Origin of the sequence: Lacrimispora sp. 210928-DFI.3.58, from assembly GCF_020554865.1 — a bacterium.
Taxonomy (GTDB): Bacteria; Bacillota; Clostridia; order Lachnospirales; family Lachnospiraceae; genus Enterocloster.
Genome location: NZ_JAJCIC010000016.1, coordinates 58,524 through 72,209, shown reverse-complemented (window position 1 = coordinate 72,209; position 13,686 = coordinate 58,524). Strand labels below are relative to the sequence as shown.

11 protein-coding genes are annotated in these 13,686 nt (G+C 45.5%); 4 read left to right on the top strand and 7 right to left on the bottom strand.

What is annotated here, in order from left to right; genetic code table 11:
- Positions 1–27 precede the first annotated feature (27 nt).
- Positions 28–2,508, top strand: a complete 2,481-nt coding sequence (locus LIZ87_RS11510) for a hypothetical protein (RefSeq protein WP_227147121.1) — start codon at positions 28–30, stop codon at positions 2,506–2,508.
- 195 nt (positions 2,509–2,703) lie between these two features.
- Here the strand turns inward: LIZ87_RS11510 and LIZ87_RS11505 are convergent, their stop codons facing one another.
- The 3 genes from LIZ87_RS11505 to LIZ87_RS11495 are packed head-to-tail and all read right to left on the bottom strand — an operon-like array spanning position 2,704 to position 6,673.
- Positions 2,704–3,984, bottom strand: a complete 1,281-nt coding sequence (locus LIZ87_RS11505) for an NAD(P)/FAD-dependent oxidoreductase (protein WP_227147119.1) — start codon at positions 3,982–3,984, stop codon at positions 2,704–2,706.
- Between the two features lie 28 nt (positions 3,985–4,012).
- A complete protein-coding gene (locus LIZ87_RS11500; protein ID WP_178313271.1) occupies positions 4,013–4,522 on the bottom strand; it encodes a 4Fe-4S dicluster domain-containing protein in 510 nt (169 codons plus the stop codon).
- A 9-nt stretch (positions 4,523–4,531) separates the two neighbouring features.
- Positions 4,532–6,673 (bottom strand): molybdopterin-containing oxidoreductase family protein, encoded by a 2,142-nt coding sequence (locus tag LIZ87_RS11495; protein WP_178313272.1) that lies wholly within the window; start codon positions 6,671–6,673, stop codon positions 4,532–4,534.
- 189 nt (positions 6,674–6,862) lie between these two features.
- Here LIZ87_RS11495 and LIZ87_RS11490 point away from each other — a divergent pair, with 189 nt between their 5' ends.
- The 3 genes from LIZ87_RS11490 (at position 6,863) to LIZ87_RS11480 (ending at position 10,070) form a co-directional block, all read left to right on the top strand.
- On the top strand, positions 6,863–7,936 hold the full coding sequence (locus tag LIZ87_RS11490; protein WP_227147117.1) for an NAD/NADP-dependent octopine/nopaline dehydrogenase family protein: 1,074 nt from the start codon (positions 6,863–6,865) through the stop codon (positions 7,934–7,936).
- A 145-nt stretch (positions 7,937–8,081) separates the two neighbouring features.
- Positions 8,082–9,047: a LysR family transcriptional regulator gene (locus tag LIZ87_RS11485; protein ID WP_178313412.1), complete on the top strand. Its 966-nt coding sequence runs from the start codon at positions 8,082–8,084 to the stop codon at positions 9,045–9,047.
- Between the two features lie 51 nt (positions 9,048–9,098).
- Complete coding sequence (locus LIZ87_RS11480; protein ID WP_227147115.1) at positions 9,099–10,070, top strand: LysR family transcriptional regulator; 972 nt, start codon at positions 9,099–9,101, stop codon at positions 10,068–10,070.
- On the opposite strand, the gene LIZ87_RS11475 is transcribed toward LIZ87_RS11480, so the two are convergent.
- The 4 genes from LIZ87_RS11475 to LIZ87_RS11460 are packed head-to-tail and all read right to left on the bottom strand — an operon-like array spanning position 10,067 to position 13,683.
- Positions 10,067–11,524 (bottom strand): MmgE/PrpD family protein, encoded by a 1,458-nt coding sequence (locus LIZ87_RS11475; protein WP_178313665.1) that lies wholly within the window; start codon positions 11,522–11,524, stop codon positions 10,067–10,069. The two genes, LIZ87_RS11480 and LIZ87_RS11475, sit on opposite strands and share 4 nt — an antisense overlap.
- Before the next feature lie 17 nt (positions 11,525–11,541).
- On the bottom strand, positions 11,542–12,165 hold the full coding sequence (locus LIZ87_RS11470; RefSeq protein ID WP_227147112.1) for an MmgE/PrpD family protein: 624 nt from the start codon (positions 12,163–12,165) through the stop codon (positions 11,542–11,544).
- A gap of 27 nt (positions 12,166–12,192) precedes the next feature.
- Positions 12,193–12,939, bottom strand: a complete 747-nt coding sequence (locus LIZ87_RS11465; protein ID WP_227147109.1) for an MmgE/PrpD family protein — start codon at positions 12,937–12,939, stop codon at positions 12,193–12,195.
- A gap of 36 nt (positions 12,940–12,975) precedes the next feature.
- Positions 12,976–13,683: a maleate cis-trans isomerase family protein gene (locus LIZ87_RS11460; protein WP_178313669.1), complete on the bottom strand. Its 708-nt coding sequence runs from the start codon at positions 13,681–13,683 to the stop codon at positions 12,976–12,978.
- Positions 13,684–13,686: the final 3 nt, after the last annotated feature.

Here is a 13,686-nt window from a genome sequence, read left to right as displayed (position 1 = left end):
ATAACCAAAAAAGGATTTTATACACATATGAAAAAAATGATACAGAAAGCGGGAATATTATCCCTTATATTCATTGCTGCCGTGGTGGTGTATTTTATCAATGCGCGGAATACAATGGAAAAAGAGGCAACGATATACTCTTCCATGGAGGAGCCATCCCTGCCTGTTATATATACAGTATACAATGGAAAAAAGATAAACTGCATGCGCGGATATATCCAGGATATGGGGAATCAGGCAACCAGGGACAGTATTTCTGTACTTCCGGAAGACCGCTCCCTCAGGCTCAGTATTGCAGAATATGGGAATACAATTACAGGAATCAGCTATGAAATCCGGAATTTGTCCCTTAACCGATTGATTGAGAGAACAGAGGTGGCAGACTGGGAGAGCAGAGATGGAAATACGGAGGTCGTCCTCCCTATCCAGAATCTCCTTTCCAAAAATGAGACCTACCTGTTAAGCCTGTATGTAGATACAGGTGAGAAGAATCTCCATTATTATACCAGAATCATGTGGCCTGATAACAATAATGCTGCTGATATGTTAAATCTGGCAGAAGAGTTTACAAGAAAGAGTCTGGACAGTGGACAGGCCAGGGATCTGGTATCTTATCTGGAAACCAATCCTCTGGAGGACAATAGTTCTCTGGGATATGTTACCATACGGGCCAGTTTCCGACATTTGACATGGGATGGTCTGGATGTTGCCCTGGAAGGAGAGCCGGAGATAACGCTGCAGGAATTTGATGGAATTATGGGGCAGGTGCAGGTAAAATATCGTGTTCGGCTGACGGAAGAGGATGGAAGCCAGTCCATCGTAAAAGCAGAAGACAATTTTTCCATGAAGTGGAATGAACAGAGGATTTACCTCATGAACTATGAGAGACATGCCAATGAAGTATTCACAGGCAGTTCCCAGTTTTATGCGGGAAAGAGGATACTTCTTGGCATTGCTGATGAAGAAAATATCCGTTCCATGAAGAGTCAAAAATCACGCTATCTGGCCTTCCAGACAAACAGAGATCTGTGGTGCTATGATCAGACAGAGAAGAAAGCAGTATGCATTTTCTCATTTTCCAATAGCAAAGACGATGGGATAAGGAGCAGCTATGACCAGCATGGTATCAAAATATTATCTGTTCAGGATGACGGAACCATTGATTTTCTTGTCTATGGATATATGAACCGTGGTAAAAATGAAGGACAGACAGGAGTTGTTTTCTACCGCTATAGCAGAGAAAAGGACGCTGTGCAGGAGAAATTCTTTATTCCTGCAAGGGAGGACTTTGAGAAGATCGAAGTGGATGTAAGCAGGCTGTCCTACTTAAGCCCTAATGGCATGATGTATCTGATGCTGGATGGAAATGTTTATGGGATCGACTTAAAGAGCAATGAATCCCTTGTAGTGGCCCAGGGACTGACAGAAGGAGGCTTTGCTGTGAGCACAGACGGCAGTCGGTTTGCATGGCAGGAGCCCGGAAATATTTACCAGTCAGAAAAAGTTCATGTGATGGATTTTAACACGGCTGTGAACCAGGAGATCGTAGGAGCCCAGGGGGATTATGTGAGAGTGCTGGGATTTGTTGGAAATGATCTGATCTACGGATTTGGAAATTCAGAGGATACCTGGATCGTAAATGGAAGAGTAAAGGGACTTCCCATGTACGCCATGTATATCGTGGACAGTGAGATGGAGATCCAGAGTGAATACAGGAAACAGGATATCTATATCTCAGACGTAACAGCAGAGGAAGGACGGATCCATTTAAAACGCCTTGTAAAGCTGGGAAACCACCAGTATATCCACCAGGATGAGGATACGATCGTATGTAATCAGAAGGTGGACAGCAATCCAATGAAGGGGATCGGCTGGTTTGCATCCCAGGAAAAAGGAAAGGTATATTTCGTACAGGCTGATTCCGATATAAAAGAAAATTCTGTCAAGGTATCAGCCCCCGATGCATTTTCCTATGAGGATGCCAGCACTTTGGAACTTGGCGGTTCAGGAGCAGCACCTATGGATTCCTCTCTGGTCTTTCATGCATACGGCGGAGGACATTATCTGGGAGCTTCCAGAAATTTCCAGACAGCCCTTAATATGGCTTATGGAAAGATGGGATTTGTAACAGATGAAAATGAAAATATTGTATGGGACAGGATCAACAGAAGAACTATCTGCAATATCAAATTCCCGGTAGAAGAGGCACGAAAGATAACAAAATACCTGGAGTCCTTTACCGGAAGCAGAATCTATGATGACGGTATTCTGATGATTGACGCTTCCGGATGCACCCTGAGCCAGATATTATACTATATTGATAAGGGAATCCCAGTGATTGCCTATGTGGAGCCTGAGCGTTACGTACTTTTATCAGGCTATGACACCTACAATATTACATTATATGACCCACAGACACAGGAAAGCTGGAAAATGGGACTGGGAGATGCCACGCAGTATTTTGACAGTTTGCAAAATGATTTCCTCTGCGCCCTGGAGGTGGAATGATCTCAGTAAACCTACATGCGCTCGGCGGACGGACGCGCACCGCACCACGAAAGTCTGGCGGGCGCATTGGGCATACCTGAATACAAGCCGCCTATCCGGCGGCGGACTTTCATAGTAAAAAAATGACCAGAAATAACATTTCAGGTCATTTTTTTTACACTATTTTATTGATCCTTCTCTCCATAAGAAAACTGACTAGGCAGAAGGGCATGAGCCTGCATTTATAAAATCAAGAAAGCTTTCCGGATAGCCGGCCCCAAGAAGGATAGCTCTTGAGCAATCGTTAAAAATGAGATCCTGAGACATGGGCTTCATAAAAGCGCTTCGTATAATACCATTATTTTCGCTGGAGCCCAGGATATTGATGCACTTAAGCTTATTATCCTTCTTAACAGCACGAATGTAAAGGGGACTATTTTCATATTCATAGACATCATCTTCGTCTGTGCAGGCAGAAATATCACCGATACTCAAAAAATCTGAATGCATGTAGTGGGCGAGATTGATCAGGATATTGGAGGTGAATACCTCATTTCCTCCTGTCATATTGATTCCGGCAATTCTTCCCTGGATTCTGGCATTTGCCCATAATCCTATATGCTTATGGAGGCCGGACTGCATTTCCGGACTTTCACAGCAGTCTCCGGCAGCATAAATTCCCTTAAAATTAGTGCGCATATAGGAATCAACCAAAATTCCCCGGTTAATGATAAGGCCGCTGTCCTTTAAAAAAGCGACATTTGTTTTGATGCCAATACAGACGGCAATAATATCTGCTGTAAAGCGGCAGCCGTTTTTCATGATAGCAGTAAGCTGACCATTATTTTCTTTCTCAATGCAGGAGAGAAATTGCCCAAAGGATAAGTGGATTCCTTTTTTCTCAAGAGAAGCATGGATTCTTTCAGCAGTCTGGGGAAAGGCCGCTGTTGAAAAAATATTTGCAGCCCCATCTATAAGGGTACAGTCGATCTGATGTTCATAAAAGTCCTCTACTACCTTGATGCCTACCCAGGAAGCCCCGATTACCAGAGCTTTTTTTATGCGGCCTGTACTGATGAAATCCTTCAATTTTACGGCATCGGATACTGTACGCATCGTAATTACTCTGGGCAGTTCTATCCCCTGAATAGGAGGAGTAAATGCAGATGCGCCTGTACTGAAGAGAATGCTGTCAAACTTCTGCTCTGAACCATCGGAAAATGTAAGCTTCTTTTCGGCCGGAGAAAGAGATGTGGCCTGTATGTTGGGATGAAGATCAAGATTTAGCTTCTGCCCAATCTCTGTTAAGGAGCCAAAGGGGAACATTCCGTTATAATCGATAGAGCCTTTTACATAGTAAGTTGTAAGCATGGGATTATAGGGCCCTGCATTCGTATCAGAATATACATCGATCTTTGCATGAGGATCCCGCGCCCTTACTGCCTCGGCAGCGCAATATCCTGCGCCGCCGAAGCCAACAATAGCAATATGCTTCATAATTCCTCCTAAAATATAGTTGGCGGTGTTATTTTACAGCATGAAGCATGGCATTTACCGCTTTTTCTGCCTCGGCCTTCTGGTAGCTTTGTTCGTCCAGGCATTTTAATGCTCCGAATGCACAGGCACGGACACAGGCAGGCTCCATTCCATTTTTCAGCCTTATATAGCAGCCATCACATTTCACCATTTTTCCATCCGAAGAGCGGTAACGAATTGCACCGAAGGGACATGCCATAGCACAGCTGCGGCAGCCTATACAGTTTGTATTGTCATAGACCGTCATGCCGGTTTCTGCATCCTTTCTGATACAGCCTGCAGGGCAGGCTGTTATGCAGGGAGCGTCTGAACAGTGCATACAGGCAGTGGACAAATAGACGCAGTCCAGAGTTCCTTTTGTTTCTTTTTCAAGATTATAAGCCTTGCGAAAGGCCACATCGCCTGCTTCCACATCTGTATCATTTTGGTCAAGACATGCCACTGTACAGGCATGGCAGGCGCAGCATTTATCTGTATCAAATAAAAAATGATATTGCATTTTTTTCACCTATGCTTTCCTGATATTGCAACGTGATGATTTGTAGCCCGGGAAACCGGTATATCGGTCTAAATGCTTGTCGCTGATGAGCTGGTTAACATTGGCTTCTGAGTAACCGTGAGTCATTTGGACCGTTCCCGGAAGAAGCTTAAGAGTCAGCATTGCCTTTACGTGAAGCTCTCCCGTGGGACTGGAGAGAAGCACCATATCTCCGTCCTGGATTCCAAGTTCCGCGGCATCCTTGCGGTTGATCTCAATGAGAGGTTCCGGGCGGATGCTCCTGGACCAGGGAACCTCATGCAGGCGGGAGTGGATCGTGTTAGGAATACGGGTTCCGGTTGATAAGAGGAATGGGTATTCTTTAGCAACATTTTCATCTGCATCATCTGCAAAGCAATCCTCATATGCAGGAAGGGGATTTAGATTATGGCTTTTCTCATAAGTGGCAACAACCTGTGAATAAAACTCAAATTTACCACTGGGGGTAGCATAGCCATTTGCAGTTGCTGTTCCCGGACGCGTAGGCTTAAAGGCCGGAAGCTTTAAAGGAACATCGGAGCGCTTGAAATCCTCCACAGTAAGTCCGCAGCCATCCATAATATAATCAATGGATGCTTCATATCCCTGACACAGCAGAGGATCATCCAGCTTCATATAATTGGCAAGCTCACAGAGAATATCGGTATCTGATTTCGACTGGTATAAAGGCTTGATCGCCGGTTTTGTGTAGAAACCGAAACCGCCGGGATATACCTTGAATTCTCCCCTCTCCAATGAGGAGCAGCATGGAAGGACAATATCTGCATACTTACATGTCCAGCTCATAAATAAATCTGTATTGACAAAAAAGTCTATTTTTTCAAGGGCCTTGATGAGCTTGTTTGTTTCAGGATACATTTTGAAGTTCATTCCCAGTCCAAAGATCGCTTTGATCGGATAAGGGTCTTCCTTCTGGATCGCATCTGCAAGATACATGGCCTGAAATTCATGGCAGTATGTATACCAGACAGGGAACTTCTCGTAAGCGATCATCTTTGTCAGATCAGGGGCCTTCTGCATGTAATATTCCGTTTCGCGGGACTTAAATCCTGCCGGACGGTGGAGGTAGGTAGCCTCGGAAGGATTATTGCCGCCTGGGCGGTCAATATTACCGGTCAGCGCCTGGAGACATAGGATCGCCCTGACTGTCTGAAAACCGTTATACTGCTGGGTGAGTACAGAGGCTGACAGGTTGGCACAGGCAGGACCATTTGTGGCAAATATCCGCGTAGCATTGTAGATATCCTCCTGCTTTAAGCCGGTAATATCTGCAACGCGCTCCAGAGTATAATCTTTTACCATCTCTGCATATTCTTCGTAACCAAAGGTATGCTCCTTGATATATTCCTTATTCTCCCAGCCATTATCAATAATGAGCTTTGCCATGCCAAGTGCCAGAGCGCCGTCTGTTCCGGGCCGCAGCTGAAGATGGATGTCGGCGAATTTCTGAGTGGATGGAGTAATTCTGGGATCTATGATAATGATCTTGCCTCCGCGGGCCTTTAGGTCGGCAACCTTTTGAACGCTGAGATAAGTGGAATAGTGACCGCTCCAGGACCATCCCATATAGGTTTGGGTGTGGGGAATATCAGGGCCCAAACGTCCGGCACAGCTGCATGCAGAGGCCAAGACAGTGGCGCGCTGGCAGGTACAGTCATCGGAGGAGTAATTACACGATCCGAAAGAGTAAATAAAGCGGTGATAATAAGGGCGGTACCACTTGCAGTAGCCAGAGGTAAAAACCACAGAATTAGCTCCATAGGTATCCTTGACCTTATTCAGCCTTTTTGTAATTTCAGCATATGCTTCTTCCCATGTGATCGGCTCAAATTTGCCCTCTCCCCGTTTCCCTACCCGGCGCAATGGAGTCTGTATACGGTCCTTCCGATAGATATAATCCCGGTTCATAGCGCCTTTTGTGCAAATACATCCTTTGTTAAATGGATGCTCCTTTGTTCCCTCAACCTTCAGGATCTTTCCGTCCTTTACATACACATCAAGGCCACAGTGGTTTCCGGGAGAGCAGATGCTGCACATGCTTTTTTTAATCTGGATTCCAGTATCTTCACCTGGAATTTTCGCCTTTATACGTAATTCCAACTCAGTATCCATGCTCTCTCCTCCTCAAATTTTATTATCGTTTTTTGACAGGTATAATGCTCTGCTGATATTATTTTAATCGATTATTCTCTATTCTGCCATGTGCGTCTTTCGGTAGGGGGTAACCAAAAAGGGTGTTTGACCCGGAGAACAGGTCTGTTTAGAATAATATTAAAAATAAAGGAAAAGGAGTTGCTTTTCATGGTTGAGAGAATAACTGTTATTGGTGCAGGCGCTACGGGACATGGAGTTGCCGCTGTAATGTCTATGCGTGGATTTCAAGTAACGTTCTATGATGACGAGAGATATGCCCATTGCTTTGAGGAGATTAAAAAAGCAGGAGGTATCCAGCTTAGGGGAAAGGTGCGGGGAACGGGAATGCCCTCCAAAATGACAACGGATGTAGAAGAGGCCATAAAAGGAGCAGAGGTTATTTTTATCGATGTGATGTCTGACCGCCATGAGGAGATTGCGCTGCGCATTGCTCCTTATGTGGAGGACGGACAGCATATCCTCATTATTCCAGGCAATTTAGGATCATTTATATTCCGCCGTGTATTTAAAGAACAGAATGTACAGGCTAAGGTCACGCTCACGGAAAAGGAAGGTAATTTCTTTCCGTGCCGTTTGTCTGATGGGGCCGAGGTAACCGTAGGAATGCCGTTAAATCTTACAAAGGGGAAAGTAGCATCCCTGCCATCCTCTGACACGGCCAGGGTGCTGGAGGCTCTGGATGGTGTGGTAGGATATTCTGCTAACGACAATGTATTTGAGGGAGTTCTTAATGCGGGAAATGTTATTAACCACATTGCAAGTACCGTATTGTCTGCTGCTGAGATCGATCATAAGGGAAAGGATTTTTCACTGTTTAAATATGCATTTACGCCGTCAGTGGTCAACTGCATCAAAAAAATCCGGATGGAGAGAAAAGCGGTGATCGAGGCCGCAGGCATGAAAGAGCATGGAAATCCTACATCCATGATAGAACGCATCCAGCATTTGGAAGAGCATCCGGAAATCCATACATTTTACAATACGATGGATGGGCCTTGCGCATTGGATCACCGTTATCTTCATGAGGACTGTGGCTGCGGCGGTGCATTTACGGTATCCGTTGCAAAGCGCCTGGGAATTGAAACGCCGGTTCTTTCCTCCTTTTTGGGAGTCGCAGGCGCAATTAATGACAGGGATTATTTGAATAAAGACGGAAGAACATTAGAAAATCTGGGATTCCCTGAGAATATGACGCTGGAAGAAATTATAAAGCAGATATGACCGTAAGTTTTTTAACTATAAGAAAAAATTGATCAAAAAGAGCTTGAATTTTCAGGCTCTTTTTGTTGTATCTTTTTTTTTAAAAAAAAAGAGATATAATAATAATTATAGAAAAACATATTTTGTAAAAGGAGGAAAAGGATCTGTGCGCCTGGAACATTTTCATTACCTGTTAGAAATTGAGAGGCAAAAGTCGATTTCTTCTGCTGCCCGCATATTACATCTGAGTCAGACTACCTTAAGCTCTATTGTAAAGGCGGCGGAGGCAGAGCTTAATTTCCCCATTTTTAAGCGTACTCCCAACGGGGTGATCGCTACTGCCAGAGGAAGGGATTTTCTGCTGCTGGCGCAGGATCTTAATTTGGAATACGAAAAAATCCTTCATATGAAAAATGAGGACAATGTATCTGCACATCCGATCTCTTTTCTGATAACACCGGGAATTAATGTATCCATTGCCCTCAAGCTGACACAAAAATATGACCAGAAAAGCATCAATGGCGCGCCTCTTATTTTTGTAGAGACACCTCCCCTGGAGATAGGACCGAAAATGAAAGCCGGGAAGGCAGCTATCGGACTCACATATTTTTCATTAGAGGAGCTGAGATTTTTTAAAGCTGTTGCGGAAGAGAGCAATCTTTATGTTGATCAGATCCATGAGGATCATTTTTTCGTGCTCATGCGGAGGGATCACATGTTAGCAGAAAGGAAAACGATCGATATTCGGGAGCTATATCAGGAAAATATCGCATATGTTGCTGATTTCCATATCAGCCGTGGAAATCAGATGTTCTATGCCTTAAATATCAATAATCCCCGCCGCTTCAGCTATTCCAATATACAGCAGGCAAAGTGCGCTGTGCTTAAACAAAATATGGTAGCAATTTTGACAGGACTTGCATGCTATGCGGATCAATCCTTTTATGGGGAAGATGCGTTGAAAGCTGTGCCGCTCAGTGGATTGGCGGAAGAAAATATTTTAAAGGTCTGTCTGCTTCGCAAGCACAATCACGTGGAGAGGGCAGCGGAGCAAGTGCTGATCGAGAGTATTTATGAATATTTCAGGCAGCTTGGACCCATACCCTTTAAAGAGGAACCAAATCTGCTGTAAAAGGCAAAGCAATGGAAACAGGAGTACAGAAGAACTATAAGGATTGATTATTTGGAATATTTGCTGGAAGTTGATAAATGCCAATCGATTTCCAGGGCGGCACAGAAGCTGTATATCGGTCAGACAACATTAAGCTCCCTGGTCCGGGATATGGAAAAGGAGATGGGCTTTCCCATATTTAAGCGAATCCACAGTGGGGTGGAAACAACAGAAAAGGGAAGAGAATTCCTTAAGCTGGCTGACAGCATCTGTATGAAATACAGGCAGATCAACCTTCTGGGAAAGGAACAGGAATATGACCGAAGAACGGTAATGGTATTGATAAATCCCAGTATAAGCGGAGCTATGGTGTTTCCTCTCAACCGAATGATCATGGAGCACGAGCCATATGGTATATTGAATTTCAGGGAGTATAACGGCCTTGATATAGGCACAAAGATCATTCAGGGAGAAGCCAGTATTGGGCTTACATTCATGTCAGGAAAGGAGCAGAGAAGATACAAATCCTCTGCGATCAAATATAATATTAAAGTCAGAGACATGTACTCTGACCAGCTTTACCTTCTGGTGCGAAAGGACCACCCTTTGGCACAGGAAAAATCCGTTTCCTTGGAGATACTGAAACATGAAAAACTGGCTCTGCTTCCTCATTTTCTGGTAAACTGTGATATCAGGATGCAGACAGATTGGCTGCAGTATTTTCATCATTATACCATTTTTACTAATCTTTACCTTGTAAAAAGGGCAGTTTCAGAGCAGAATATGATATCTGTTCTCAGTGGATTTTCAGTTATGTATGATGAATCCTTTCGCAGTGATGGGTTCCAAATGGTCCCTATTAACGATCTGAAGCACAAAAATGACTTGCATCTGTGTATGATCCATCACTGTTATAAGGAGATGCATCCCCTTGAAAAAAAGGCCTACCATTATATTGAAGCTTATTTTAATGACCTGAAGCTGGATGCTGAAAATAATGCAAAGGCTGGAAGCGAGGAGGATCCAGCCTTTGCAGGGATTTAACCGGAGATAAGGAGCCCGGACAGGACGGAGATATCATCATAGTCCTCAAGGGCTTTTATTGCATCAAAGAGTTTATTTGCCTTTTCCGGGGTAAAAGAGGATGAGAGCTGTGTACAGAACAGAGTCCTTAGCCCTTCCCAGTCCGTCATATGGGAGGAATGTCCGAGGGGCTGGCCTGTACGCCCTGTATAGGTTTCTTTGGTGGTTGTCATCACAGTCACTGTTTTGGATGGATAGGAACCCTGACGCAGAGCCTCAAAGGCATCGCTCTGTAAAAGTTCAGGGGAATCTCCTTTCTGGACACGCTTTGCCAGTGAGAGGATCTGAGGATCTTTTAGCCTGTCAGGCGAATACCACTGAGGTCCGGGAACAGGATCAATGATAGAGGATGCAACCATAAAGGGCATGCTGAGCTGTGCCTGCATGGCAGAAATATATCCCTCTTCAGGTACATACATCCTGTTAGCAGTCGCAGGATCAATGATAATACTTTCAATGCTTTCTGCACTGATATGATGGGCTTTGGCGATATCTGCGACCAGTTCAAGAACGCCCTGGCTCCACTCATCGCCGGGCCAGCGGCGGAGCATAGTTTGCAGGATCAGATAGTCCTTTCCAAGACCGCGTGTCAGCCAGGAAAGATCGGCTCCGCCGGTCTCAGGGTTATTGCCCTCAGGGCAGATCCTGTTTGTATAGCAGCGTCCCTCATCAAACACATCACGGCAATTGTGGACGCCGTACTCAGCAGACTGGGCGATGAGCACGCCGTCACGCGCCCTGTATCCGTATTCATAATGTCCAAAATCAGACATAGTTGTCTCACTGTAGGAGGCAGAAAGGGTACTGCTTTCACAGGCAAGTCCCAGGGACTGGTTTATTTTGCGCGCATCCAGGCCATAAAGCTTTGCAATGGGAATAACAGAGGCAAATATCTGCCAGCTTGTGGATCCCCAGCCGTTGGCGTCCCAATGCTTTTTGGAGGGCTGGATCGCCATGGCGATCCTCTGGTAGGCTTCATACCCTGCAACTACAGCGGCGATAAGCTCCTTGCCGCTTTTATGGCGTTCTTCAGCGGCAATCCATGCACAGGGCACAACAGATGCCCCAGGATATCCTGTCCAGGAACAGTCTTCCCAACGCAGGGCATCGGCCATTGTGCCCAATACCAGGGCTGCGTTTACTGCTGAAAGCTTTATGCCGCTTCCCCAGACAGTGACATCCCCGCCTTGTCCGCCATTTGCCTGACAAGCCATTTTTATGCTCTTTTTGACCACATCCGTATCCTTTGCTGCAATCGCAGCTCCCAGGATGTGGAGGATAATCATTTTTGCCCGTTCTGCCACATCGGAGGGAAGCAGATCGTAGGTTAAGCTTTCCGTATATTCGCTAAGTTCCTGAGTGTAAAGTGTCGGTGTTAAAAAATTTGTGCTTTTATGCCATTGATTATACCGCATATAATACCTCCTGTTTCTTAATTTTCATTGCCTGCTTCGTACAGGAATGAAGGAAGGACAGATGCATCCCCGTAGTCCTCTAAATGGCAGATACAGTTGATCGCATCTTCTATTTTGGCTGGACTCAGGACGTATTTGGTCTCTATACGGAAGCGGTTCTTGAATTCGTCCCGTGTGAGCATATAGCTTGGATGTCCGGGATGAGTAAAGGCGCTCTCTGTAAATTCTCTTCCGTCCTTCAGGCGTACTGTCATAAATTTCTCAGGATGGTATCCTTCGATCAGATCCTGGATGATAGAACGTTTTTCCGTCCGTGCGATCATAGTCGTGGCTTTTACTTTATTTAGCAATGCAACAATGCGGGGATCCTTCATGGTCTCTGGCTGGTACCAGACAGCACCTGGCTCCGGATGATACATACCGCAGGCGATCCCGTATGGAATGCTGAATTGGGCCTGGGTTACAGATTCAAAGCCTGTGCTTGTATACCAGTGACGGAAGGCCACAGAGGGGGTAAGGATGATCTCTTCGACATCATCAGGATCGTACTTGTATTTGGTGACCAGCCGTGTTGCCAGCTCGGCATAGGTCTGTACAAATACATTTGCAGGCCAATGCTTTACAAGGATATCCATCAGCATATATTCTTTGTTTAGATCCTTTGTTATTCACTCCGGTCTCTGGGTTCCCAGATGGGATAAGAAGGCAGTGGGATCGTCCAGGGCATCCTCCATATTCTGAAATCCCTCAAGAACGGTTTTTACCATTGTGACAGCATTCTCTGTCCGGTAGCCGTAGAGGTAATTTAAAGAGTCAGACATTGTGATCTCATGGACATTGGAAGGAATAATGGCACAGGCTGTGCCTACGCCGAAGAGCTGGTTCATCTGTTCTTCTGTCAGATCCATGAGTTTCATCAACACGGCCAGGCAGCCAAAAAGGTTGTAGCCTGCGATATTGGTGCGGCCTGCCATGGCGATCCTCTGGTATACCTCATAGCCTACAACAACAGAGGTAATAAGCTCTTTTCCGCTTTTTTTCAGAACCTCCGCCCCGATCACGGCGGTAGGAATAACGCCTGAGGAGGGATGACCTGTGATAGAGCAGTCCTCCCAGTCCAGCATATCTCCCATGACTCCGGCAGCAAAGGCGGCGGCTTCCCAGCTGACCTTTGTTCCGTCAGCCCATAGGGTGGCCTCTCCCTGTCCTCCGGGACTCATTTTTTTTGCGATCTTGATCGCATCCTTGATCTGTTTCAGATCATAGCTGCAAATGGATACTCCAATTGTCTGCAGGATCATCATTTTTGCCCGTTCTACCACGATAGGAGGTATATCCTCAAAGGCTGTAGTTTTAATATAATGACAAAGCTGTTTTGTCATATCGGTGGAAATTGTGTGGCTGTTAAACCCCATACTATATTCTCCCCTTTCAAATTTCATGCGCTGCTGTTAAATGGTAAACAGCTTTCCAAGGCCAGGAAGCGTGTCCTTTATGCCGGAATGTCTCAGGCAGGACCAGAGACTGGCCTGATGGCTGGTGATGACAGGCATTCCGAGATCTTCCTCTAATACCTGTATGAGCTCCATGGTAGCAAGGCCCATGCAGCTTAAGAAAAACACCTGAGCTCCCTCTGTCTTTAATTTTTTTGCCTGCCGGTACAGGAAGCGTTTATCGGCATAGCTGTATTCACCGATCCTGTTAAAACCTACTCCGGTGATAGAGGTGACCTCCAGTCCGTTATCTTCCATGAATTTCTTTTCTGCCTGGTTCGTCTCCTCCGGATAGGGCGTTAATACAACGGACTTATTCAGTCCGAGGGCTTCAAAAGCCTCTAAAACGGCAGTGCTGGTGGTTAATCCCTGGCAATGGGAAGACTGCTCGATCCTCCGGATACACTCCTTATCAAAGCCATAGCCCTTGATGCAGCTTCCGGAGGTACATCCAAAGAGCACCACATCATGATGCCTGCGGCCATATACCTTAGCTGCCTGTTCCAGCTGGTCGGATAATATTACTAATCCTTCAGGGGTAGGGCCGGGAAATGAGATTCTGGTAAAGCTAAAGGAAACTCCTTCTGGAGCATATTTGTGAAATGCATATTCTACCTGATCATCCGGTGGGCAGATAACACCGATTCTGGCTCTCCAACTATACATGGC